The 22,871-nt window shown below is 38.0% G+C and carries 28 protein-coding genes; 13 read left to right on the top strand and 15 right to left on the bottom strand.

The features are described 5' to 3' along the window. The first annotated feature begins 213 nt into the window (after positions 1 to 213). Entirely contained in the window at positions 214 to 1,509 is a 1,296-nt protein-coding gene (gene purB, locus GQR93_RS02665) for an adenylosuccinate lyase (protein WP_035444302.1), read from the top strand. Positions 1,510 to 2,015: 506 nt separating this feature from the next. Here purB and GQR93_RS02670 read toward each other — a convergent pair. After that, a complete protein-coding gene (locus GQR93_RS02670) occupies positions 2,016 to 3,005 on the bottom strand; it encodes a LacI family DNA-binding transcriptional regulator (RefSeq protein ID WP_003552100.1) in 990 nt (329 codons plus the stop codon). Between the two features lie 139 nt (positions 3,006 to 3,144). On the opposite strand from GQR93_RS02670, the gene GQR93_RS02675 reads away from it, so the two are divergent. The 5 genes from GQR93_RS02675 (at position 3,145) to GQR93_RS02695 (ending at position 8,247) form a co-directional block, all read left to right on the top strand. After that, positions 3,145 to 4,524: an SLC45 family MFS transporter gene (locus GQR93_RS02675; RefSeq protein WP_003552102.1), complete on the top strand. Its 1,380-nt coding sequence runs from the start codon at positions 3,145 to 3,147 to the stop codon at positions 4,522 to 4,524. 58 nt (positions 4,525 to 4,582) lie between these two features. Next, a complete protein-coding gene (locus tag GQR93_RS02680; protein WP_003552104.1) occupies positions 4,583 to 6,250 on the top strand; it encodes a glycoside hydrolase family 13 protein in 1,668 nt (555 codons plus the stop codon). 234 nt (positions 6,251 to 6,484) lie between these two features. Then, positions 6,485 to 6,850, top strand: coding sequence for a hypothetical protein (locus tag GQR93_RS02685; RefSeq protein ID WP_003552105.1), 366 nt, complete (start codon positions 6,485 to 6,487; stop codon positions 6,848 to 6,850). A 202-nt stretch (positions 6,851 to 7,052) separates the two neighbouring features. Beyond that, positions 7,053 to 7,502, top strand: coding sequence for a LytTR family DNA-binding domain-containing protein (locus tag GQR93_RS02690; RefSeq protein ID WP_003552106.1), 450 nt, complete (start codon positions 7,053 to 7,055; stop codon positions 7,500 to 7,502). A 4-nt stretch (positions 7,503 to 7,506) separates the two neighbouring features. Continuing rightward, positions 7,507 to 8,247 carry a LiaF transmembrane domain-containing protein gene (locus tag GQR93_RS02695; RefSeq protein WP_003552107.1) on the top strand — a complete coding sequence of 247 codons (741 nt, stop codon included), beginning with the start codon at positions 7,507 to 7,509 and terminating at the stop codon, positions 8,245 to 8,247. A gap of 54 nt (positions 8,248 to 8,301) precedes the next feature. Here the strand turns inward: GQR93_RS02695 and GQR93_RS02700 are convergent, their stop codons facing one another. Beyond that, the gene (locus tag GQR93_RS02700) at positions 8,302 to 8,577 is read right to left on the bottom strand and encodes a type II toxin-antitoxin system mRNA interferase toxin, RelE/StbE family (RefSeq protein ID WP_003552108.1); all 276 of its coding nucleotides are present in this window, start codon (positions 8,575 to 8,577) and stop codon (positions 8,302 to 8,304) included. A 1,385-nt stretch (positions 8,578 to 9,962) separates the two neighbouring features. Between GQR93_RS02700 and GQR93_RS02705 the strand changes: the two genes are divergently transcribed. Beyond that, positions 9,963 to 10,814, top strand: a complete 852-nt coding sequence (locus tag GQR93_RS02705) for an alpha/beta hydrolase (RefSeq protein ID WP_003552109.1) — start codon at positions 9,963 to 9,965, stop codon at positions 10,812 to 10,814. A 146-nt stretch (positions 10,815 to 10,960) separates the two neighbouring features. On the opposite strand, the gene GQR93_RS02710 is transcribed toward GQR93_RS02705, so the two are convergent. Then, complete coding sequence (locus GQR93_RS02710; RefSeq protein ID WP_003552110.1) at positions 10,961 to 11,617, bottom strand: YczE/YyaS/YitT family protein; 657 nt, start codon at positions 11,615 to 11,617, stop codon at positions 10,961 to 10,963. A gap of 135 nt (positions 11,618 to 11,752) precedes the next feature. Here GQR93_RS02710 and GQR93_RS02715 point away from each other — a divergent pair, with 135 nt between their 5' ends. Further along, positions 11,753 to 12,373: a hypothetical protein gene (locus GQR93_RS02715; RefSeq protein ID WP_003552111.1), complete on the top strand. Its 621-nt coding sequence runs from the start codon at positions 11,753 to 11,755 to the stop codon at positions 12,371 to 12,373. 134 nt (positions 12,374 to 12,507) lie between these two features. Here GQR93_RS02715 and GQR93_RS02720 read toward each other — a convergent pair whose 3' ends face one another. Beyond that, positions 12,508 to 12,714, bottom strand: a complete 207-nt coding sequence (locus GQR93_RS02720) for a hypothetical protein (RefSeq protein WP_225442040.1) — start codon at positions 12,712 to 12,714, stop codon at positions 12,508 to 12,510. Between the two features lie 162 nt (positions 12,715 to 12,876). On the opposite strand from GQR93_RS02720, the gene GQR93_RS02725 reads away from it, so the two are divergent. The 3 genes from GQR93_RS02725 (at position 12,877) to GQR93_RS02735 (ending at position 15,535) form a co-directional block, all read left to right on the top strand. Continuing rightward, positions 12,877 to 13,116, top strand: a complete 240-nt coding sequence (locus tag GQR93_RS02725) for a hypothetical protein (protein ID WP_035444533.1) — start codon at positions 12,877 to 12,879, stop codon at positions 13,114 to 13,116. 190 nt (positions 13,117 to 13,306) lie between these two features. Next, positions 13,307 to 14,821, top strand: coding sequence for a glycerol kinase GlpK (gene glpK, locus GQR93_RS02730; protein WP_003552114.1), 1,515 nt, complete (start codon positions 13,307 to 13,309; stop codon positions 14,819 to 14,821). 285 nt (positions 14,822 to 15,106) lie between these two features. Then, positions 15,107 to 15,535: a TMEM175 family protein gene (locus tag GQR93_RS02735; RefSeq protein ID WP_404808339.1), complete on the top strand. Its 429-nt coding sequence runs from the start codon at positions 15,107 to 15,109 to the stop codon at positions 15,533 to 15,535. Here the strand turns inward: GQR93_RS02735 and GQR93_RS02740 are convergent. From GQR93_RS02740 to GQR93_RS02785, 10 genes are all read right to left on the bottom strand, one after another. Continuing rightward, on the bottom strand, positions 15,472 to 16,629 hold the full coding sequence (locus GQR93_RS02740) for a tyrosine-type recombinase/integrase (RefSeq protein ID WP_159298636.1): 1,158 nt from the start codon (positions 16,627 to 16,629) through the stop codon (positions 15,472 to 15,474). The genes GQR93_RS02735 and GQR93_RS02740 overlap by 64 nt on opposite strands. 68 nt (positions 16,630 to 16,697) lie before the next feature. Then, positions 16,698 to 16,940, bottom strand: a complete 243-nt coding sequence (locus GQR93_RS02745; RefSeq protein ID WP_375711408.1) for a hypothetical protein — start codon at positions 16,938 to 16,940, stop codon at positions 16,698 to 16,700. Positions 16,941 to 16,981: 41 nt separating this feature from the next. Next, positions 16,982 to 17,692 carry a serine hydrolase gene (locus tag GQR93_RS02750; protein WP_159298638.1) on the bottom strand — a complete coding sequence of 237 codons (711 nt, stop codon included), beginning with the start codon at positions 17,690 to 17,692 and terminating at the stop codon, positions 16,982 to 16,984. 643 nt (positions 17,693 to 18,335) lie between these two features. Beyond that, positions 18,336 to 18,536, bottom strand: a complete 201-nt coding sequence (locus tag GQR93_RS02755) for a hypothetical protein (protein WP_159298639.1) — start codon at positions 18,534 to 18,536, stop codon at positions 18,336 to 18,338. Between the two features lie 17 nt (positions 18,537 to 18,553). Then, entirely contained in the window at positions 18,554 to 18,931 is a 378-nt protein-coding gene (gene mscL / locus GQR93_RS02760; RefSeq protein ID WP_159298640.1) for a large-conductance mechanosensitive channel protein MscL, read from the bottom strand. A 134-nt stretch (positions 18,932 to 19,065) separates the two neighbouring features. Continuing rightward, positions 19,066 to 19,968 (bottom strand): hypothetical protein, encoded by a 903-nt coding sequence (locus tag GQR93_RS02765; protein WP_159298641.1) that lies wholly within the window; start codon positions 19,966 to 19,968, stop codon positions 19,066 to 19,068. Between the two features lie 147 nt (positions 19,969 to 20,115). Then, the gene (locus tag GQR93_RS02770; protein WP_159298642.1) at positions 20,116 to 20,496 is read right to left on the bottom strand and encodes a transporter; all 381 of its coding nucleotides are present in this window, start codon (positions 20,494 to 20,496) and stop codon (positions 20,116 to 20,118) included. Between the two features lie 54 nt (positions 20,497 to 20,550). Continuing rightward, positions 20,551 to 21,105 (bottom strand): DUF4352 domain-containing protein, encoded by a 555-nt coding sequence (locus tag GQR93_RS02775; RefSeq protein ID WP_159298643.1) that lies wholly within the window; start codon positions 21,103 to 21,105, stop codon positions 20,551 to 20,553. Positions 21,106 to 21,175: 70 nt separating this feature from the next. Then, a complete protein-coding gene (locus GQR93_RS02780; RefSeq protein WP_159298644.1) occupies positions 21,176 to 21,664 on the bottom strand; it encodes an ImmA/IrrE family metallo-endopeptidase in 489 nt (162 codons plus the stop codon). Continuing rightward, on the bottom strand, positions 21,585 to 21,995 hold the full coding sequence (locus tag GQR93_RS02785; RefSeq protein ID WP_159298645.1) for a helix-turn-helix domain-containing protein: 411 nt from the start codon (positions 21,993 to 21,995) through the stop codon (positions 21,585 to 21,587). Before GQR93_RS02785 ends, GQR93_RS02780 begins: the two co-directional genes overlap by 80 nt. A 148-nt stretch (positions 21,996 to 22,143) precedes the next feature. On the opposite strand from GQR93_RS02785, the gene GQR93_RS02790 reads away from it, so the two are divergent. Both GQR93_RS02790 and GQR93_RS02795 read left to right on the top strand, forming a co-directional pair. Beyond that, a complete protein-coding gene (locus GQR93_RS02790) occupies positions 22,144 to 22,368 on the top strand; it encodes a helix-turn-helix domain-containing protein (protein WP_159298646.1) in 225 nt (74 codons plus the stop codon). Between the two features lie 47 nt (positions 22,369 to 22,415). Further along, positions 22,416 to 22,595, top strand: coding sequence for a hypothetical protein (locus GQR93_RS02795; protein ID WP_159298647.1), 180 nt, complete (start codon positions 22,416 to 22,418; stop codon positions 22,593 to 22,595). Here GQR93_RS02795 and GQR93_RS02800 read toward each other — a convergent pair. Next, positions 22,549 to 22,806: a hypothetical protein gene (locus GQR93_RS02800; RefSeq protein ID WP_008856371.1), complete on the bottom strand. Its 258-nt coding sequence runs from the start codon at positions 22,804 to 22,806 to the stop codon at positions 22,549 to 22,551. The genes GQR93_RS02795 and GQR93_RS02800 overlap by 47 nt on opposite strands. Positions 22,807 to 22,871: the final 65 nt, after the last annotated feature.

Below are 22,871 nucleotides of genomic sequence, written 5' to 3' on the forward strand. Positions count from 1 at the left end.
TTTTATTGCCGGGAATCAACCCAGCATTTTTAATTCTACCAAGTTGCACGGGAATGTCAACTAAAATGTTAATGATTTTAATCGTTAAAACGTTCAACGTTCGACTTTAGGCTTAAATGCGAACAAAAGCTTTCCGTATTATATAGAATGTAGTCAAAACATGAACGATATGGTATTATTAACGTGTTAATATTTATGTGGAAAGGAACCATTATGATAGATAGATATTCTTTACCAGAGATGAAACAGATTTGGTCACTTGATAACCAGTATGCTGCATGGCTGAAAGTTGAAATTGCCATTGATGAAGCATGGTCAAAGCTGGGCAAGATTCCAGTAGAAGACGTTGAGAAAATTAAGAAGAACGCTAAATTTGATTCAAAGCGAATTGCTGAGATTGAAGCCGTAACCCACCATGATATTGTGGCATTTACCCGGGATGTATCGGAATCTCTCGGCCCCGAGAAAAAATGGGTTCATTATGGTGTTACCAGTACCGATGTGGTGGATACCGCTTATGGTGTCCGATTCAAACAGGCAAATGAAATTATCAAAAAAGATATCGATCATTTTATCGATGTCATTGCCAAACAGGCGAAAAAGTACAAAGACACGGTTATGATTGGCCGAACACATGGCGTTCAGGCAGAACCGACAACTTTTGGCTTGAAGTTGGCCCGTTGGTATTCTGAAATGAACCGAAACAAGCGTCGATTTGCGGCCGTTTCCAAGGAAGTTGAAGCAGGGCAGATTTCAGGTGCTGTTGGGACGTTTGCCAATGTGCCACCGTTTGTTGAGCAATATGTGTGCGATTCGCTTGGCATTCATGCACAAGAAATTACGAGCCAAATTTTACCGCGTGACCTTCATGCCGACTATATTTCAACTTTGGCTTTGATTGCCACCAGTTTGGAAGAGTTTGCAACTGAAATCCGTGGTTTACAACGTTCGGAAATTCATGAAGTTGAAGAACATTTTGATGCCGGTCAGAAGGGGTCATCTGCAATGCCCCATAAAAAGAATCCAATCGGATCTGAAAATATTTGTGGTCTTGCCAGAGTTGTTCGGGGGCACATGATCACGGCGTATGAAGATGTGCCACTGTGGCATGAACGGGATATTTCCCATTCTTCTGCTGAACGGATTATTATTCCGGATACATTGATTTTGTTGGATTACATGTTACATCGTTTCTCGCGGATTATTGAAAGACTAACGGTTTTCCCTGAAAGAATGAAGAGTAACATGGGTTTAACCTATGGTTTGATTTACAGTCAGCGGGTGATGTTGAAACTGATTGATTCAGGAATGACACGTGAACAGGCTTATGATTTGGTTCAACCGTTAACCAAGCAGTCTTGGGATAAGGGCATTCAATTCCGTGACTTGGTTGAAGGAAATAAAAAGATTACGGATGCATTAAACGAAGATCAAATTGCCGATGCATTTGATTATCATTATCATATTCGTCATGCGGATGAAATCTTTGCAAGAGTCGGATTAGACTAAATTTGTTGAGGTTATGTATGGCGTCGCCAAATAGGCTGATGCCGTGATTAAACGGGACTAAAAATTGAAATGATATAAAAGAAGAGCAACTGGACAAAAATTGATTTTGTCCGGCTGCTCTTCTTTTGGTATACATTATTTGGGTGATGAATTTGATGACACCTGTTGCAAACCGGTTTCTGGAAACCGATATTTGGAGCAATTCTGAGTGTGGCCGATTGACTAGGTGATACCATGTTATAGGTATATTGTTTTCAGTGATGTTTGCGAATGCAGTATCCATTTGATTAACTGAAAGAGCAATCGGTCTAGGCAATTTTAATAGTTAAACTGATTTTTTTGCACGTCGAATAATTAAGGCATGGCGGTTGACAAATTTTAAAATGGGCATACAATAATTTTACGTAAGCGCTTACGTAAAAACTTACTCTAGGGGAAATACTTTAAAAGAGGGTGGAATGATTGATTGTTGAGAGCAGAAACAATAAGCTTGCTGTTTGCCATTGCTAAGATGTTTCACGGATATCAATTCTGAATGGGATTGTGACAGTTGTGATTCTATGAGGATCTGCTTTTTTGGGGGCCAACTGTTTAATGGCAGTTTTTCCCATTAAAGCAAAATCTTGGGTGACACTTGTTAATCTGGGACGGGTTTGCAAACATAACGCCGTTCCGTCAATGCTGATGAGTGCAATGTCACCGGGAACGTTAACGTTCAGGTCATAAAAACCGTTCAAAAGTCCCCAAGAAACTTCATCACTGACACCGATAACGGCATCGATATCACCATACTTTTGATAATGTGCCGTAGCATGGATGCCGGTTTGATAACTGTAAGTTTCTTCAAACAGCCAGTCTGGCTTAAAAGAAATACCATGTTCTTTTAAGGCTTTCCGGTAGCCCGAAAAGCGCAAATGACTGACGTAATCTGTCATGACATTGGGGCTGACAAATCCAATACGTCGATGGCCCTTTTCAATTAAGTAGGTTGTTGCCTTGTAGCCGATGGCCGCGTCATCCGAAGAAACGTAAGAGACGGTATGATCGGTTGCATCACCAATGACCTGTGGGAAAATGGCAGCTCGATTAAGCATTTGAATGATTTGGGGACTTGGATGTGTGGAAATAAACTGGACGGCAAAAACGCGTCGTTCAATCATATCCCGAACAATTTTAGTCAGGCCGTCGGGGTCGTTCTGTTGGGCAATCATTAAAATAACATCCAGATGACGTTTCTTGGCTTCGATCATAATGTTTTTGATAACGAGGTCATTGAAGTTCGTTTCAAAGTCAGTGTAAATAACGCCAATCGTGTTATTGCTTCGACGAGCAAGGTCCGATGCGGAACGATCTTTAAAATAACCTAGGTCATTTGCGATTTTCATGACGCGCTTAGCCGTTTCTTTACTATAACCGCCTTGGTTATTCAGAACTCGTGAAATAGAAGCGGTTGATAGACCGGCAATCTTTGCGATGTCTGAAATTTTTGCTCTCAATAGACTTTCATCCCCATTTATGATTTATAGCTCAATTATACATTATTCTTACGCTTCGATAAGTACTGTTTGATTTTATTCTATAACCTGTTTGTGCATTTATAACTGATTGAATCAAGTTAAAGGGGGAAGTTTAATAATGAAAATTGCTTCTAATACTGATGACCAAACCGTCACGCAAAAAGCTGTATCGAAAGTCAGCAATCATTTACCGTTATTGAGCAAAACAACTATTTTTGCAATGACGTTTGGCTTCTTTGGCGTTAATATGGCATTTGCTTTACAGCAATCCCAATTGGGAAGAATTTTTCAAACGATTGGAACGGATCCGAATAAGTTGGGGTTCTTCTTTATCCTACCGCCACTCGCTGGGATGGTGATCCAACCATTGATTGGTAAGTATTCGGATCGAACATGGAACCGGTTTGGCAGACGGATGCCCTATCTTCTAATCGGTGCACCTGCTGCAGCGATTGTCTTGATTTTGCTTCCTAATGCCGGATCATTTGGATTCGGGTACGGGTCGGCAGCTGCGCTATGGTTTGCGGCCGTTGCAACCTTATTTATGGATCTAACGTCTAATGTTTGTATGCAGCCATTCAAGATGGTTATTGGCGACATGGTTAACGAAGACCAAAAGGATCTGGCCTGGTCATGGCAACAATCGTTTTCAAACCTGGGTGGCGTGGTTGCCGCTTTAATTCCATTTGTTTTGGCCTTTATCGGCATTCCCAATGTTGCTGCCAAGGGAGAAGTTCCTTTGACGGTTAGAATTGCATTCTATATGGCAGCGGGCGTTTTGCTGATTACATCTGCTTTGACGATTATCAAAGTTCATGAATATAATCCGGAAAAGTACGCGGCTTATCATGGCATTGACGTTAATCAAAAGGATGATCAACCTGGTCTTTTACAATTGTTGAAGGACGCACCAAAGATTTTTTGGGAAATTTCAGTTGTTCAGTTCTTTACATGGTTTGCCATTTTATATTCGTGGACTTACGCAACGGGTGCCATTTCACTTAATGTATGGCATACCAGTAATCCTTCATCGATTGGGTATCAGGCGGCCGGAAACTGGTTCGGCGTTCTGACATGTATCCAATCGGTTGCAGCCGTTTTGTGGGGGCTTTTGGTTCAATCACGTACCAAGCCAAGTCATCGAAAGTTCTGGTATCAGTTTGGATTGGCTGCTGGGGCAATTGGATTCATCTCAATATTCTTTATTCACAGCAAATATCTATTAATCATTCCGTTTGTCTTAATTGGGATCACTTATCTTGTCATGAATACACAGCCGTTTTCATTGCTGACAGAAGCCTTAAACGGCAAGCATGAGGGCTCTTATCTTGGATTATTTAACTGCAGTATTTGTTTACCGCAGATTGTCGCATCAATTGCCAGTTTTTGGATCTTTCCGTTGGTTGACCATTCGATGCCCGGCATGTTCTTGGTAGGTGGTATTTCATTAATATTGGCAACATTCTCTGTTCGTTTAATCCATTCGAAGTTTGATTAATTTAGTTGAACATATTTTGTAAAATAATCATTAACACAGTAATTTTAGGAGGATATTTATGACACACAAATGGTGGCAAAATGCAGTTGTTTATCAAGTTTACCCAATGAGCTTTCAGGATAGTAATAACGACGGGATTGGTGACTTGCCGGGAATTACAAAGCGGCTTGATTATATTCACCAATTAGGGGCAGATGTCATTTGGTTAAATCCAATTTATAAATCACCAAATAAGGATAATGGCTACGATATTGCTGATTATCGTGCGATTAATCCGGAATACGGGACCATGAAGGACTTTGATACACTTCTGGCTGCAACACATAAGCATGGTATGAAATTATTAATGGATCTGGTTGTTAATCATACGTCTGATCAGCATGAATGGTTCCAGGAAAGCAAGAAATCAAAGGATAACAAATATTCTGACTTTTATATTTGGCGTGATCCGGTTGATGGTCACGAACCAAATAATTGGCGCGAGGCATTCAGTGGTTCTGCTTGGACCTATGTGCCAGAACGCGGACAGTATTATTTACATCTTTTTGCTCCGGGTCAACCGGACCTTAATTGGGAAAATCCGGAAGTACGACAGGCGGTATTTGATATTGAACGTTTTTGGCTGGATAAAGGCGTTGACGGCTTCAGAATGGATGTTATCAATCTGATTTCCAAGCCTGCCGGGTTGCCGGATGTGGCTGGCGTTCCAACTGCCGGAACCACCCTTGACTTTGTAGCTGATGGACCTCGGTTAAATGAGTTTCTGCATCAAATGAATGATGAAGTCCTCTCACATTATGATGTGATGACCGTTGGGGAAATGCCCGGGTCAACACCGGAAGATGCGATCAAATACACTGGACTTGAAAGTAATGAACTGAACATGGTCTTCCAATTCCAGCATGTTAACCTGAGCCCTAATCCCGATGTGCGTTTGGGTAAGTGGAATGATCAGCCGGTTAAACTGCCGGAATTGAAGGTTGCCTTGAATCGTTGGCAAAAAGCTCTGGATGGTAAAGGATGGAATAGCCTTTACTGGAATAACCATGATCAGCCTCGAGCGGTTTCACGATTCAGTAATGATGATCCTAAGTATCGGGTCCGTGCGGCTAAAATGCTGGGCACAACGTTGCACATGATGCAGGGGACACCATACGTCTATGAGGGCGAAGAACTTGGAATGACAAATGGTCACTTTACCAGTATTGATCAATATGAAGATCTTGAGTCGATTAACATTTATCGAGAATTGGTTGAACAGGATAAAATGATTGATGGACCAACGATGCTAAAGTATTTGGCAAACATGTCCCGTGATAACGCCAGAACACCAATGCAATGGGATGCTTCTCAAAATGCCGGCTTTACGAAAGGAACGCCTTGGTATGCGTTAAATCCAAATTATAAGGAAATTAACGCCGAGGATGCTTTGAAGGATAAAGAATCTGTCTTCTACCATTATCAAAAGTTGATTCAACTTCGTCATCAGACTGATGTGATTAAGTATGGGACTTTTGAAGAGTTGGATCCAAAAGATGATCAGGTTTATGCATACCGCCGTCATTATGAGGGAAAAACATTGTTGATTATGAGTAACTTCACTGACCAAACCGTTACCCGAGATTATGACCAACAAAAGGCTGCCAAAATGCTGATTAGTAATTATGACGATGATCAGGGAACGACATTAAGACCATATGAGAGTAAAGTTTACTTGTTTGCCTAGATAAGCGGTTTCACTGTCTTCTCAAATGGTTGATTACCTGGTCAGTTTATATGAAATAAATGAGCTTAATACCAGATCCGGTTAAAAATTGCGTCGACAATTTCTAACTGGTTTTTTTGTGAAATCATTCAATATCAATTCACTTTAAATTGCTCTAAAATAAAGGTGATTGAGAATCGTGCACTGACTTGGCATTAACTGTGCCAACACGTTCACTGTTTGGAGGCAATTAAAATGAATAAGACATTTGTAAGCATTACGATGCTGATAGCGACTTTTGGATTAATCGTTTTGGTCCCGGTTACAAGTCAGGCAATGAGTATCTACAGTCCAGCAAATCCATATTGGAATGAGTCTCATTGGGTAACACTAAATAAAACAATCAAGGTCTTTAAAATTCGAAACATCGATCCCCAAGTGAACAGTTACAAGGTTGCAACCTATACTGTCAAGAAGGGCGACCATTTCAAACTTTTCCATTCAGCAATTAATGTTGCATGGGGATTGGATTCCGGACGGTTTAATACCGGACATCAATATACGTTTGAAGTTGATCAGGGTGAAAATAATCATTCGTGGTTTGAATTTGGAATTCACTAAAAATCGGACAATTATTTTCAAAATATGTCATTTTTTGGAAGCTGGTTAAATTGAGCTTGACCGGCTTCCTTTTTTGATGGTCATTTTTCATTGTGACCATCAATATGACCACTTAGACACGCAAAATAACCACTTAAACAACTTGTATTTACATGAATTGCTTATAATGGTGTAATAAATTGTAAGAAGAAGGGATGTCAAAATGAAAGTTCGAGTGGAAATCGACGGTGATTTAAAAAATAAAGAAATTGTGATAAAGGCGCCTCGGTACGATGCTGAAACGGAGAGCCTGTATCAATCCATTCAAAATCTGTATGGGCAGATTAAACCACTCGTTTTTTTAAAAGGAACTTCGGAATATTATCTCGATGTAAATGACATCCTCTTTTTTGAAACGGATGGACGCCAGGTTCACGCGCACACCCGAGATGATGAGTATGTGATCCGTTATCGATTGTACGAACTGGAAGATCTGCTAACAGGGCAGTTTGTGAGAATCTCTAAATCGGCAATCATTAATTCAAATCAAGTATATGCATTGACCCGGTCGGTCTCGAGCATTGTGGTTCGCTTTCAAAATTCGTCAAAACAAGTTTATGTTTCCAGACGATATTATAAGGTTTTAAAAGATAAATTAGAGAGAAGAAGGTAACAATATGAGAAAAGCGGTTAGGCAACGTTGGATTGCCGGGTTGGTATTCTTATTGGCAGCTTTGGGATGGCTATCAGTGGAAATAGGATGGTTAAATTTCCATATTAGTGCGATGACGTTCATCGTCACCATTATTTTGGCGATTATTTTAGGATCGTGTGTACTCAGCCTGAATGTTTTTGGAAGCGTCTTTTCGTTGGCATTTTTGGTGATGTTGTATGCCGGCCCACTTGGGATTACCCATTTGGTACCTTGGACGATCTTGGGGATTGCATTACTGATCAGTATTGGGCTCTCACTGATCTTAAGACCGGTGATCCATAAGCAGCGCTGGAAGAAGTGGCAGCATTGGTTTGATCAGGATAATGAATGGCATACGCCAAATTTTATCGATAGTACCGGCACGGATAATGATTCCTATATCCATATCAATGCCGAGATGGGGGATACCAACCGGTACATTGAAAGTCAAAATTTCAAGCAGGCCGATATTCACGCGTCAATGGCTGATGTTAATATTTATTTTGACAAAGTTAACATTCAAGGGGACTCGGCCATTATTAATATTGATGGCTATATGTGCGACATCGATATTACGGTACCTCATGATTGGAATATCGTTAATAATATTGATCCGTATTTGGGTGGTGTTGAAGCTCAAACCAAAACCGGAAATCCGGACAGTCCAACCGTGTATTTGAATGGTCGGGTGAGTCTGGGTGATTTAAAAGTATTATATGTATAGGCAAAAAAGCGTTTCAGCTGATTTCCTAATTTAAGGAAATAACTGAGACGTTTTTTAAATATCGCCGTGCCTGCCTGTATCCAAAAAGCGAACGGTGTCGTTTTCGTAGTCGTATATTAACAGCCAATTGCCTTTAATAAATAGGGCGCGTTGCGGCTTGCGACTTTTAATGACGTGGTCATCATACCGTTGATCGGGATGTTGGCCGCTCAGGAGTACCGTTTCAATTGCTTTGAATTCTTTTTCGGAATAGCGATTTGCACGAATCATGTTTTGATAGTGTTTTTTAAAACGTGATTGGTATTTTGCTTTAAAGGTCAAAGTGGTCACTTCTTTATTAAGATTAATTGCTCTTTCACTCTATCACGAATTAAGGTATCTGAAAAAGGCGAGATAATACCCGAGTGTGATTTAGGCAATATAAAAAGCCAAGGCTGGGGGGCCTTGACTTCGTAGTATCAATATTCTGAGGGGAATATGAATATGAAAAGTAACAAATTAATGGGGGTTAATTTATCACCTATTGGGGGGAGAAGAAATATTAACTATCTCTTCTTCATGCTTTTAATATACAGGATAAATTTAACCAAAAAAGGACGAAATTGTGAATATTTTGTGATTTCTTCATCAATGTTTTTAAGAATTTGAAAAGACCATTTAAAACGACTTGAAATTTTAAACTTAAAGGTGCTAAAGACTGTGAAATTTAAAGACAAAAAAAGAAAAGGTGTGGGGGCACCTTTTCCTTGCTAATATCTTTATTAATTTGAGGGGGAAATGAAAGTGAAGCCAAAACAACCTGAAATTCATTTTATGTGGAAATAATTATTGGGCTCTTTGACATCTCTTTACTGTCTATAATGTACTATAAATTTGTAACGAAATTATGCTCAAAATGTGAAGAAAGTGTGAAGATCAATGAAAGACTTGATGTATCAACTCTTCTAAGACTTTAAAAGTTTGGCATTTAATTGACTTTGTTCAAAAGAAGTTGATTTTTAGCAAAAAGTGGCAAGAATATGTCGGAACGTGATACGCTTACATTGGCTTAGGACTGCTCCGCTAACCACAAACCTGCATGTAAACTAACAGCCATCAAATCCCAAGAGCGGGGATTCGCTGCCTGTCAGCTTACACTCCGGGTTGTCCCGGGTTAGCTCCGCACACTGTTTTAGGACTGCTCCTCAAAGCAGTACCACTCCATATAAGGGATCGATTTGAAAAATCCAAAAGCGGGATTTCCCAAATCGACGCCTTATATTCCGGGTACTAACCGCTTTGATCCGCACACTATCTTAGGACTGCTCCTCAAAGCAGCATTCTGCACATAAGGGATTCTTTTCAAAAATCCAACCCCGGGATTCCCGAAAAGAACGCCTTATGCTCCGAATGCTAACCACTTTGATCCGCACACTTATTTCTATGTAAACAAAAAGATAAGACACGGGGATGTCTTATCCTGATACCTATATTCTAGGGGAAGAATATGAATACAAAAGTAATAAATTAAATTAAAGGGGGATTTAATTTATTGCGGCATGAGTGATTTCTTTAACCTCATGCAACAGCTATAACTATATAGATGAGTTGTTTCCAAATAGTGAAAATTTTGTGAAGATTTTGTGAATTTCTCGATTTTTTTAGGAAACATATATGGACATTTATGTGATATATCACATTTATTACATAAAAACTATTTTTAGGAAGTGCTTACAATGAGTTTTATGGCAAAAAGACTGCTCAAAAAGTTTAAAAAAGAAAATTATAAAGTGGCTGTTAATCATAGTTTCCTTCATCCTAATCAAAAAGCCACTATCTTTACGGATAAAAGTAAAGATATAAAAATTTATCAGATGAATCATGGTCAAACAGTCACACTAACGCCTACCGATAATCCGGATAATCAGATCATGTATTTCCACGGAGGGGCCTTTACAGTGCCAATGAACACTGATCAACTGGAAATGATTACTAAAATTGCTATCGAATCCAACAGCTTGGTACAAATTGTTGATTTTCCGTTATTACCCAATCATTCGTCAACTGAAATATTAGAATCGGCCCAAGAAGCCTTGGATATTGTTTATTCAACAGAGCTGCCAACATTTATTGTGGCTGATTCGGCGGGTGCCGCGATTGCACTACAGCTATTAATAAAAAATCCAACTAAAATAGCTGGAACGTCATTCATTTCTCCTTGGCTGGATATGCAGCTTAAGGATCCGGAGATTTCCGCCAAAGAAAGCGAAGATGTGATGCTATCATTAAGTGTGCTTCGCCAAATCGGACAGCAATTTGAAGTTGGTTTGAATCAGGATAACTGGTTTGACGTATTTGATCCCCAAAATCTGAATATCGGATCAATTCAAATCTTTTATGGCGAAAATGAATTATTGACACCGATTAATTTAAAATTTATCCAGGCACTTAAGCAAGCTGATAAAGCATCTGTAGAAGTAACGACCTTTAAAGATGGTTTTCATGATTATACGTTGTGGTTTAAGTTGCCTGAAACAAAAAAGACGTTTAAGGAGATTGCGAGGTTTATAAAAGACAGAGTGCATTAAGAAGCGGTTAAATTCCAGAGTATAAGAGACGCCCAACAATTATTCCGGTTTTGAATAATTGTTGGGCGTCTCTTATATGGCGGGAGTCTGCTTCTTAATGCACGTTTCGGCTAAATAGCAGTGATGATTCGTTAATCAAACGTTTGTCAAAGATCAACATGGTGCTTCAGTTTTGGAAACGCATGGGTGTCGGACCACTTCATCATGGCGCCTTGGAAGATTAATGCAAAGGCAGTACCAAAACCGATCGCAAATACTTTTCCTGTAAAAAGATAAGCTAATGTTGAGATAATAACCGGTGGAATATAGCTGAGCCACTGCGATGTTACCGCGCTTCCGGAAATGTATTTAAACCTGATAATGTATGCCATATCATCATTTGGATGCATGATGAGGTTGGCCCGTGAATACATTGAGACGGCCATGGCAACACAGAACAGGCCAATCATGTCCAGGATAAGCCTCAGCCAAAAGCTATAGGTGGGCACGCCCAACGAATCGAAAATCCATTGAGAAAATTGAACCAGGTAACTAAAGGGAACTGTATATAGTAGGTTGGAAACAAAACGGCGACGATCAAATGACCCGATCATCAGTTGATTAACGATTGTGACAACAATCCCATATAGGAAAAGGGTTGTGCCAAGCGGAATGTTAACCCATTTGGAAAGGTTAACCGCTGAAGCCGTCCATACGGCACTTCCTAAATTTGTTGAAATTGCCAATGCATTTCCTGCTGAATTAATCACAATGGAAAGGCATAGGTAATTAAACCGTTGATTAAAATCTTGAATTTTAGCCATTTTGTTTTAAAATCTCCTCAAAAGTTTCAGTACGATTTATTGTATAATAATCCCTTGGGTTTGGAAATAGTCCGGGTCTAATTGATTCATTTACGTAGTTAATCATGTTAACATTTAGAGTAAGAAGGTGATCTTGTGGAAAAAGCGTATTCAGAAGTCGAAGCAGAGAGAAATCTCGAAAAAAATCGCCTTTGGGTTGGTCGCTTTAAAACCACCCGTTCATTTCAAAAGTTGACCAAACCGGAAAAGGTAGCTGCGTTGTACGTTACACAGGCATTTGTTGGTTTAGCCTATAAATACGAGTTGCGGGAACCGCGACGTTATACTGCTAAATTGGTGAGGAAAGTCCTGTTGGAGTTATTTCCTAAAAGGATTGCGGCCACTAACGTCTTTTTTTCTTCAGTTATTCCTGTTATGCGAAGGTATTTCGTCTTTCTAGGTGTCCAGCACAAGATCAGCAATGCCGATACGTTAGTCAAAGCACTTGATTCAGTTAGCACTAAACAATTGTTGGATATTCATCAGGATCAAAACAATTGGGATGCACATAAAGTCAAGGCAATGGCGATTTTAATGGGGACCGTTGACCATGTTGACCCTAAAAGAGTCGCTGCTTTTGAAGAAGATTATAATATGGGCGTACCGCTAAGATTTTGCTTTGACCTGGGGGTTTATCGACAGCCAAAGAATATTATCTTATTGACGGAAGGCTTACGAAAAAAGTTTGAGCAGATTCTATATGAGAAGCATAATTGAGATCGAATAAGGATGCGACCGTTAATGGCAAATAATGCCAATAATAATACCCTTTCACTGAGACAACGTTGAGTTGCTTGGAGAAAGGGTATTTCTTATTGGTCACAATAATCGGTTGTTAAGTTTTAAATCGGTTAATTCAGTTCCTGCACCTTTTTAACGTCATTTAAATTGATGGCAGTTACTCCTTTGACCGGCTGATTAATATAAGCCAGGTCGTCTTTAACTGCTGCAACGGTTCCTGTGATATGGCCGCTGTCGGTTACCAGCATAACCAATTTTTGACTTTTATAAGCATTAATTAATTCGTTTGAAAAATTTTTTGACGCAATTGTCATCATTTCCACCTCGATTGATAACCTCAAGTATAGTTCAGTATTGACACTAATGTAAATACAATTATTCAAATAAAATTCTAATCTTGCAACTTTTACTATCACTTTTTCCCAATTAGCGCTAAAGTGGAGATATAGTGATACAAGTGAGGTGAAATGGACATGGAGATGACTGAACGCCAATTAATCCAAGAGATTTTGAACACTGTCGATGTAATCTATAAATTTGTTAACACCGATGATGATAAAAAGGAATACGAAATTGTGATTAATCGCCAAGATGGTGATCATCGACCGCTTGAAGAAGTTAATAAAGAGATCAAGCATTACTTTACCGACGCTAACTTTAGTTATGACGAGAAGCTAAACGACGGCGGTGATGATATTCACGTTGATGTAAAACGATAATTGGTCTAGTTCTCTGATTCTTTATAATCATTAATTACTAGGCAATTTGAACTAAGTAGTACATTATGGTATAGTTCATAATGTGCTTTTTTGTTAGGGGAATGAGATTGTCAAACAGTTAATTCGGTGCGATTTATGGTACTATTCTTTCATAATAATGAAATCGTTTCCGACGATCGGAGGGAATTAGATGCTTACTGATAGACCAAAATATGTACTTTCAATTGATCAAGGTACGACAAGTACAAGAGCAATGATTTTTGACCATAATGGTCGAAAGGTGATTGAGGCATTCAAGCCAGTTAAACAGATTATTCCACATAATGGCTGGGTTGAAACTGATCCAAATGAAATTTGGACATCTGTGCTTAATGTTATTTCATCAGCTTTTATTGATGCCGGTATTCATCCGGAAGATATCTCCGGAATCGGTATTGTTAATCAACGTGAAACAACATTGATTTGGGATAAAGAGACTGGTGAACCGATTTATAATGCAATTGGTTGGCAATCCAAGCAAACGGCATCCCTGGCACGAAAATTAAAAAATGACGGCTACTCGAATTTGATTCACAAAAAGACGGGATTAATTATCGATTCTTATTTTTCAGCTACCAAGGTTCGATGGATTTTGGATCACGTCGAAGGTGCCCAGCAACGGGCTGAAAAAGGTGAATTACTTTTTGGAACCGTTGACAGCTGGTTGGTTTGGAAATTGTCCGGTGGCGAATATCACGTAACGGATTATAGTAATGCCAGTCGTACCATGTTGTTCAATATTCATGCACTGCGTTGGGATGACGATATTCTCAGACTGTTGAATATTCCGCGGGCAATTTTACCAACCGTTAAAACATCAAGTGAATTTTATGGCACCACTAAAAATTATCAATTCTACGGTATTGAAGTGCCGATTGCCGGAATTGCCGGTGACCAGTCGGCGGCTTTGATCGGCCAATTGGCATTTGATCCCGGGATGATTAAAAATACTTATGGTGACGGTGCTTTTATTATGATGAACACAGGAACCAAGCCTGAACTTTCGGATGATAACCTATTGACCACCATCGCTTATAACATTGGCGGGAAAGTAACCTATGCGCTTGAAGGATCAATCTTTTCAGCCGGAACGGCCTTGAGTTGGCTGGCAGACAGCCTTAAATTAATCGATAATGTCCCGGAATCTCGGCAGGCAGCAATGAATTCAACCGATGACGACGAAGTTTATGTTATTCCGGCGTTTAACGGCTTGGGGGCACCATACTGGGAACAGGATGTCCGGGGATCTGTCTTTGGACTGACCCGTGGCACGACCAAGGATGATTTTGTAAAGGCAACCCTACAATCAATTGCATATGGTACTAAGGACATTATTCAAACGATGGAAGAAGATACCCACATGCACATTCCGGCTCTGAAAGCAGATGGTGGTGCTTCTCGAAACAGTTACCTGATGCAATTTCAAGCTGATATCCTAAATATTCCGATTCAACGAGCCGCTGATGAAAATACGACGGCATTTGGTGCGGCAATTTTGGCCGGACTAGCGGTCGGATACTGGAAAGATATCGATGAAGTAAAAGCATTGGCAGAACCGGGACGACAATTCGAACCGAAAATGGATGAGAATCGACGAAATCGCTTGTATAGAGGATGGAAAGCAGCAATTGATGCCACAAGGGCATATAAATTAACAAAGATTTAAAGCGTATGGTGGAATGTGCGTTTGATCTTGCTCCATCTCATAAAAGCAGCAGCCGAATATTTCGATTATTTGGCTGCTGTTTTTGTATGCCGAAAATTTTGATTTGGCATATGCTTCAACCGAATAGTGAGAAATCCGATGATTGTAACGGGCTGGTAGATGTTCTAAGTATAAAAATTGAGAGAAAGTGTGGTGGGATAACATTTGACTTGTTTTCGAGTATACTTTTCTTGATAGGGATAGTTGACTGTCAAATGTTATTTTAATGAGGGGAAGCGTAAACAAATGTCAAAGTCTCGACTTGAAGCGTTTACTGATGGGGTTGTTTCAATTGTGTTGACGCTGTTAGTACTGACAATTCAAATTCCGGACGCGCCAACGTGGCAATCGTTGTGGAAAGTTCGACTGATATTCTTTGCCTATGTTGTGTCGTTTGGATTCGTAGCTGTTATCTGGGTGGCTCATCATCGTCTGTTCCAGTTAACGGATTATGTTAACGATAAAGTTGTTTGGGCAAATATATTTTGGCTGTTTTGGTTAACGTTGTCCCCGGCAGTGACAATCTGGGTTGGACAGCATCCTTTCGATACTGGTATAAATATGATAGATAGTTGGTGTATAAGTAATCTTTTAAAAATGTCCCACAAAAATTACCACAGATTGTTGAATTTGTCTGCCAAATTATCTTTTTTCATTGGTGTTTTTTCAGTATAAATTGATAAAGTAACTTCTGGGGATGCGTGTCCTAAAGATGCAGAAACCTCTGAAACTGCCACTCCGGAATTAAGTAGATAGGATGCATATTGATGACGAAAAGTATGCGCAGTAAAATGCCCAATTAAATAATCAAGCTTAGCATGGTCAAGAGTATTACGCAATTTTAGCGAAACGTATTTATTATTCAAAGGTAAAAGTCTGTGCTTGCTTGTTAATACGAAAGTAGTTGGTTTAACTTTTAACCCATGTTTAAAGAACAACTCTAATTGTTCATGGTAAGCGTTATGATAAATTTTAGCTAGGCTTGTGCTGATGGATACCGTTCGCACACTGTTGGGTGTTTTGGCCGTTCTGAGGCCATTGAAATCTCGAGTGTGTTTTATGTGTATTTTTAAATTATCTAAATCAATGTCTTGCCATTGGAGCCCCATTAACTCACCCTGGCGCATACCAGTTTGTTCAAGTGTGTATAACATTAATTGAGTGGTCAATGATTCCTGATCCAATTGATAATTAAATTTTTGTAGTTCAGCTTTTGACATAATTCTTTTTTCTATATGTCCTGTATCAGGAATTGGGGTTCTTGATAATGGATTTTTTGTGAGCAATCCTTCATCCACAGCAGCATTGATAATTGTCATGAGAGTCTTATGTGCTCCACGAATTGTCCATCGTTTAAGCCCTTGTTCAATCATCGGATTAAGCATCAGTGTTTGGTATTTGCTTTTAGTAAGGCGCTTTAAACTTGTATCACCAAGTGAGGGCAAAATATATTGACGCAATCGCGACTGATAATCCTTAAGTGTCGATATTTTCCAGTGCGTATAATTTGCTTCCATAAATCGTTTTGACCACTGTTTGACGGTGATTGATTCAGCATTTAGCGCATTTGTTTCGTTATTAATAATTTCTACTTTAACCCCTAGTGATTCACGATAAGCAGATTGAGGATTAGTAAAGCCACGTTTTTGTCTCTCATGTCTTTTATGAAGATCATCATAGTAATTTAAACGATATCCATACTTTACCCCACCTTTAGTTGAATAACTAAAAACAGAGTTATATTTTTTAGAGTAATTTAGTTTGGACATTAATATTTCCTCCCTCGCACACACGTTCTCTAAACATTCTAAATAAAAAGCCCACCAATGGGCTTTTTTTATTTGGTACGTTTACCAGTAAAATATGGTGTTAAATAATTAACCGGAGCATATTTGGGATTAAGAGTTTTGAAGTGACTACTCATTTTAGGCATCTTTTGCGCATCCGGTTTTAAACACGTATACCGAACACCATTTTTATCTTCAATAATAAAAATACGGTTGAAATCGTTTTTTGTATTAACGACTCTAGCATCCTTATGTTTAATATTAAAAATATCTGTACAGTTCAAAAGTTCCACCCCCTTATTTATTATAACTATTTTCATATTTAGATTGTATGCTAATGAACACTACTGTAAGCGATTGACTGCATTTTACGTGTTATTTTCGCAATTCTTGGAAACCCAGAGAATCCACTTTGATTTGAGGCATTTGTCATTATAACTAATATATATCTTTGACCGCTAGGCAATGTAACGATACCTGCATCATTATTTACACTACCAAGGAAACCGACTTTGTCTTCAGTAACTGAACCCTTATCTGCCTTGCTGGCACCAGTTGGAATGCCGGTTCGATACACTTGCTTCTTCATTCTAGTTAAAAGCATTTTTCTCTCGGTCAAGTTGGTAAAGGGTTTTTTATGAGCCTTCAATTTATATAAAAGATTTAGTAGACTATTAGCAGTCGTTGTAGCATCCTTATTAGTGGTAAATACAGGAGCATACCAGTGATTATCATTAATAAAGGCATTTACACTTGGCATTCCAAAATTCATAAGTTCATTGTCTGCAAAATCATTTTCACTATAAACAATCATTCGGTTAAAACCATCTAAATTCGTATTGTTCCAATCAAAATTATTATCCTTATTTTGATTGAATAGATAGGCAGAAATAAATAGTTTATAAGTGCTGGCTGCAATCATAGGACTATTTCCACGAGATTGAACTGCTAGTGATCCCGAACTGTAAATTGGAGAATATTTACTTTTTGCGGCATGACTGCCCCTAATAGGGGATAAATTATAAAAAGCAATGCTGGTTCCCACCCTTAGTTTGCTGCTTAATATAATGGCTTAACCTATTTTGAATTGAATTTTGTTTCTGCGTAACCATATGCGTTGTTAATTTTGGGGGAATGTTTTTGGTTACAACTATTCTTTTCCAAAAACTTGAACTACTTATTTTATGCTGCATACTAATTGAAAAAATAAGAATAAAAATCATTAATCCATGTAATATCATTCGCTGTTTATCAGATGCTTTCAAGATACAACCTTCTTATCCAATGCTTGCTCTAGAAAAAAGTATACGTGTCAATAATTACTGATACATATATTGTTTTTATGGAAGAGTTAAAACTACCGTTACTATGAGTAATACTAACGCTGGTATCAATAATGAATTGGATACAGTGGTCATTAAATAGCTAATTATTGCTAAAGAAAATCCTATAAACAAAGACTTTTTACGAGGCCTTAAATTGAATAAGACAATAAGGTTAAGAGTAATTCCTAAAATAGAAAGAATACGAAAAAAGTTAGTTACTATGAATATAGGATAGGCTCCATTAAAGTTGGCCGATAGGACTATCCACAAAAAAGGTATCCAAAGAAAACAATTAATAAAGTTAAAAATGAGTGCAAGTTTAATAGGCTTATTTTTTTTCATATATCTGCCCCCCCACAAGTGTTACTTAAGCGATAGATATATACTAATTCCCAAATAAATTGTACCGATCAGACTAATAATTAACCCATACATCAAAAATGGGATGGACTTTTTATCCCAAGCTTCTGGATGACGTCGATTGCTAATCCCCAAAATATCAATAAACGAAATTATGTCTCCTAAGACTAAAATAATACATGCAATTAAAACATTTCGATCCATATTTTTTCCTTATAAACTTAATTATGAGAATTGTTCTTTTTCAAAATGTCAGCGATTTCTTGCAGGTATTGAGCCTCCATTGAGATTGGGGCAGTTGGAGCTTCCTTTTTAGGCATAATTTTGTTGATGCATTTTACTAACAAAAATACAACAAAAGCAATAATTAGAAAATTAATGATGGAATTAATAAAAGCACCATACTTGAATGTTGCACTACCAACTTTAAAAGCAAGATCAGAAAAATCAATTTGCCCCAAGAAGATACCAATTAATGGATTAATTAAGTTATCAACTAATGACTTAACGATAGATGTAAAGGCAGCACCGATAATGACACCAACTGCTAAGTCCATTACATTACCACGTGAAATAAACTCCTTGAATTCTTTTAACATACAAGTTTCTCCCTTAATTTTTTCAGCTTTTAACGTCACCAGTATTTGGACTAAGTTCCCCATGCCTGAGTCGAACAGGTACTGGTTTCGAGTGGGGGAGGTGAAATAAAACCGTAGCCAATACATCGAATGGTCTAGGTGTCTTTGTCTGTGAAATCCAAATCTATTTGTTGTGCACCCTTACGGTGCTCTAGGACTTTTAGAATTTTGTAATTACTTTTTAAGGAACCATCTTTATCAACAAATTGTTGTGTTTCAAGTAATACTTTCAGAATATCTGTTGACCCGAACTGTTGTATATTTCGTTCTACCGATTTTAAAAAATCTTTATCAAGTATTTTGGCAAAAAAAGTGTTGCCGCCAGATGAAAACCTCCACTTACCATGCTCAAAAGCAACGTTCATTATTTGAAGATATTGAGTAGTTGTTGAAGAATTTAGCTCTTTAGAAGTAGTGGTAGGGACTTTAAAATCCTCGTAGTGTTCTTCAGTAATCGTTATTTCTTCTTTGCTTGCGTGATGAAATTGAATCGAACTAATTCCATCTTCTTTTAAAGGATCGACAACTTCCTTTATATTTTTCCTAATCTCCAAATTTTGATAGGCATCAAGAACTTTTTTAGGAATGACGATTTTGGTATGATCATCCAATGTAATTTCAATCTTTCCATCGTTAAGCTCTTTTTTACTTTTAAGTTTATGTTTAGCCAATTGAAGTATTGTATTAATAAGCAATGTAAAGATTTCCACGTAATCCTTTAAATTTAAAAAAGCGTTGGAATCTGAATTATTTAAAAGTGAAACTGCTTTTTGAAGAAGATCGTTCCCACTTGTTAAAACTAAATCCACAATAAAAGAACCCTTTTCGGTTGCTTGAATGTCCAGTGAAATAGGTGCTTCTAGTGGGCTGTTTAGTTTTTGTATATTTTGAAAGGTTTCTGACAAAGCCAAGAGTGAAGGGGCGAGGTCACGAATAGGTATGCGATTTTCTTCGAGAGCTTCACCAGAGTAATGGACTGAAAAATCATATTTTGCCATATTAGCGCCTCCTTTCTAAATAGTATACCGCAAAGCAGCTGCCTCTTATTGGCCTCAAGTTCAGCTTTTATAGTCATCAGTATTTGGACTAAGTTCCCCATGCCTGAGTCGAACAGGTACTGGTTCCGAGTGGGGAAAGTAAATCAATTATTGATTATTTAAATTTGAATTATGGCTTTGTACATATGATTTACTTGGATGTTGTAACATAGTGAAAACCGTTGCAACAATTAGAACTACTAATGCAGGAAAAGCCATAGCAGCAGTGAATCCGAATAATGCGCTACCAATAATACCTAAAACGGGGCCTACTAATGAAATGCCATGACGGCGAGATTGCAGTAAAGCAATGACGTTTAGGATTACCCCAAACCAAGCCATTACATAAAAGAAAGTGCCTGACGAATCAGCAGCGTGTGAGCCATTAGCAAGTGCATCACCAAAAACGACAAACCAAGAAGCGGCAAATAATACACAATTGACAATATCTAAAATCCCTGTCCACGTATTAATTTTAAGACGTGTCATTATAAGATCTCCCCTAAATTTCAACTTTTAATGTCGTCAGTATTTGGACAACGATTAATTAAGATTAACCTTGATTGTTTTATCATCAAGAAAAGATGGTTGATATTCAAGCTTTAATTTAGCATTTTTCTTGGCTTGACCAATTAAATTGCCGGAGACGGTGGCACCCTTGTCTAGTGAGCCACTATCTAAAGTATTGTTATCGTAGTTACCGGATGTAAGAATTTCGTCAAAATCGGTAGTATTACCATCGGCATTTAGTTCAAAATCCATGGCATTGTAGTCTTGCTTTTCATGACTATCATTTTTAATAGTAACGTTACAAATAACATATTGACTGCCACTCTTAGGCGTATCCATACTATTACCAGCAAAGTATTTAACTTTATTAACCTTGAATTTATAGCCTTTATAATTGGCAATTTGGCCAACCTTATAAGTCTTCTTGAATGGCGAAACCTTATGAGTTTTCGGCTTACTACTTGATGAACGAGAAGATCCACCGGAACCACTCATCATACCGCCAAGCACGAACAAAACGATAACCACTAGTACCCAAAACCACCATACTTTATACCAAGGTTTTGGCTGTTTTTTCTGATTATTCATTTAACCCACCCCTTAATAAATTATTAATATTACTCCAAGTGAAAATATTTAATTTATCACCACCCTTAAATTAGTCTAACATATCAATAGGTGATCCATAATGGTGGACTAAATCATAATAGCTATCTGGTCCATACCCTTTTTCCTCTACATAAAGTAATCCCATTAGGCCAGTAGCAAACTGGTTAGCCTGATATTCACAAATACCGTGGCTTAATCTCCCGGTTTGATATCCTGTTTGGCTAGGTTGACAAATTATGTGACCAAGCTCGTGGCCACAAGTGAAATTGCGTTGTGGTGAATCTCGAATTTTTTCATTCAACAAAATAATCGGATATTTATCAAAATAAGCAGTTTGACCAAGTGGGTGAGGCCCGAATGTTTCCCAACGAATCTCAATGTTTAATTGCTCCGCAATGGAAAATGGATCGGCAGTGCCTTTATCAAGTACAATTTTCTTAACCATTTCTTTAGCAAAACTATTTGCGGTTATTCTTTTGTTTCTGTTTGTCCCAAAAAAGTCCCTCCAAAACTCTTCTAACTTGCTTTTGCTCTTCATCGGTTAATCCCTCACCTCCATACGTCATACCATTAGCATTCTCCTCAAGAAATCTCTTGAGATCTTTTTTATCATCATTGGTTGCCCAAGAAGGGGTGTGACCATTCTTGTCAATTGTGTTTCCTACTAAGTAGTCTACAGAAACATCGTAAAGATTGGCAATTTTTTTGAGCATAGAAGCATCTGGTTCATTGCTGCCATATTCGTAGTTTGCATAGCGTTGCATACTGCTAAGACCCAATCTTCGGGATACTTCAGTTTTTGACCAATTATGCTCTTCTCTGAGATTGATGAGACGCATTGGTAAACCCGTATTCTTTTTTTCTTCCATGTCATCACTCCTAAAATAAGTATAAGGCAATTAAATAATTTGTTTATATTATTCAATAAAAAATTTAAAAAAGTTCTTGACTTAAACGATATATTTAAATACAATGTATTCATAAAGTTAAATGATTTATTTAGAAAGGAGGAACAAGATGAAAGTTAAAGCAAACGCAAGCGAATTGATGCAAGTACGTCGCAAAGAGCTTGGATTAACTGGGGCTGAGGTTGCAAGACGTATGGGATTTAAAACCACTCAGCATTATTGGAATATTGAACACAAAAAGAATCGTTTAACTTTAGAGTATGCATTTGTAGCAGCAAAAGTTTTAGATGTAAAAATTGATTTTTTTTGCGATGGTGTTAAAGAATATGTTTAACAGTGGTAAATTCCGCGCAGGAGCCAAGCACGTAAGGAGGTGAAGTAATGAATGAGCAACAGGCAGACGCACTAATTGATGAGTTACACGAATTAAACAAAACGCTCAAGACTATCGTAAGTAGCCAAGAGCGTCAAAAAGTTTCAAGTAAGAGTATTCAGAAAGCGCTTGAAACGGCAATTATGAATCTTTCTTCTTCACATCAAGCTGATCCAAAACTTCTGTGAGTGTTTGGTTAGCTAATCTACTGCCAACTTCAATAGCCAGTAATTCGCTTGATTGAACTACATTGGCAATGATTGTGGAAAGATCTGTTTCATCGTGAATCTTTAAATCATTAACCGATTTCTTGGCTAATTTTTTTAAATACGGTTGTTGCTTTTCAAAAGCAACTTTTGAAGCTTCATTCACTAAATCTTTAATCTCGTCATGGTTCATAGTTTTTCACCACCTTTAATGAAATAACTTAATTATCCCACTAAAGATGATGTTGGATTCAAATT

Origin of the sequence: Lentilactobacillus hilgardii (assembly GCF_009832765.1) — a bacterium.
GTDB classification, from domain to species: Bacteria; Bacillota; Bacilli; order Lactobacillales; family Lactobacillaceae; genus Lentilactobacillus; species Lentilactobacillus hilgardii.

Coding starts and splice junctions, on each gene's coding strand:
- GQR93_RS02755 (WP_159298639.1), bottom strand. CDS start 18,536: ATGGATCGAAATGTTTTAATTGCATGTATTATTTTAGTCTTAGGAGAC.
- GQR93_RS02680 (WP_003552104.1), top strand. CDS start 4,583: ATGACACACAAATGGTGGCAAAATGCAGTTGTTTATCAAGTTTACCCA.
- GQR93_RS02710 (WP_003552110.1), bottom strand. CDS start 11,617: ATGGCTAAAATTCAAGATTTTAATCAACGGTTTAATTACCTATGCCTT.
- GQR93_RS02720 (WP_225442040.1), bottom strand. CDS start 12,714: ATGATGACAATTGCGTCAAAAAATTTTTCAAACGAATTAATTAATGCT.
- purB (WP_035444302.1), top strand. CDS start 214: ATGATAGATAGATATTCTTTACCAGAGATGAAACAGATTTGGTCACTT.
- GQR93_RS02690 (WP_003552106.1), top strand. CDS start 7,053: ATGAAAGTTCGAGTGGAAATCGACGGTGATTTAAAAAATAAAGAAATT.
- GQR93_RS02685 (WP_003552105.1), top strand. CDS start 6,485: ATGAATAAGACATTTGTAAGCATTACGATGCTGATAGCGACTTTTGGA.
- GQR93_RS02735 (WP_404808339.1), top strand. CDS start 15,107: ATGTCAAAGTCTCGACTTGAAGCGTTTACTGATGGGGTTGTTTCAATT.
- GQR93_RS02800 (WP_008856371.1), bottom strand. CDS start 22,806: ATGAACCATGACGAGATTAAAGATTTAGTGAATGAAGCTTCAAAAGTT.
- GQR93_RS02695 (WP_003552107.1), top strand. CDS start 7,507: ATGAGAAAAGCGGTTAGGCAACGTTGGATTGCCGGGTTGGTATTCTTA.
- GQR93_RS02675 (WP_003552102.1), top strand. CDS start 3,145: ATGAAAATTGCTTCTAATACTGATGACCAAACCGTCACGCAAAAAGCT.
- GQR93_RS02770 (WP_159298642.1), bottom strand. CDS start 20,496: ATGACACGTCTTAAAATTAATACGTGGACAGGGATTTTAGATATTGTC.
- GQR93_RS02785 (WP_159298645.1), bottom strand. CDS start 21,995: ATGGAAGAAAAAAAGAATACGGGTTTACCAATGCGTCTCATCAATCTC.
- GQR93_RS02705 (WP_003552109.1), top strand. CDS start 9,963: ATGAGTTTTATGGCAAAAAGACTGCTCAAAAAGTTTAAAAAAGAAAAT.
- glpK (WP_003552114.1), top strand. CDS start 13,307: ATGCTTACTGATAGACCAAAATATGTACTTTCAATTGATCAAGGTACG.
- GQR93_RS02740 (WP_159298636.1), bottom strand. CDS start 16,629: ATGTCCAAACTAAATTACTCTAAAAAATATAACTCTGTTTTTAGTTAT.
- GQR93_RS02790 (WP_159298646.1), top strand. CDS start 22,144: ATGAAAGTTAAAGCAAACGCAAGCGAATTGATGCAAGTACGTCGCAAA.
- GQR93_RS02725 (WP_035444533.1), top strand. CDS start 12,877: ATGACTGAACGCCAATTAATCCAAGAGATTTTGAACACTGTCGATGTA.
- mscL (WP_159298640.1), bottom strand. CDS start 18,931: ATGTTAAAAGAATTCAAGGAGTTTATTTCACGTGGTAATGTAATGGAC.
- GQR93_RS02780 (WP_159298644.1), bottom strand. CDS start 21,664: ATGAAGAGCAAAAGCAAGTTAGAAGAGTTTTGGAGGGACTTTTTTGGG.
- GQR93_RS02795 (WP_159298647.1), top strand. CDS start 22,416: ATGAATGAGCAACAGGCAGACGCACTAATTGATGAGTTACACGAATTA.
- GQR93_RS02765 (WP_159298641.1), bottom strand. CDS start 19,968: ATGGCAAAATATGATTTTTCAGTCCATTACTCTGGTGAAGCTCTCGAA.
- GQR93_RS02775 (WP_159298643.1), bottom strand. CDS start 21,105: ATGAATAATCAGAAAAAACAGCCAAAACCTTGGTATAAAGTATGGTGG.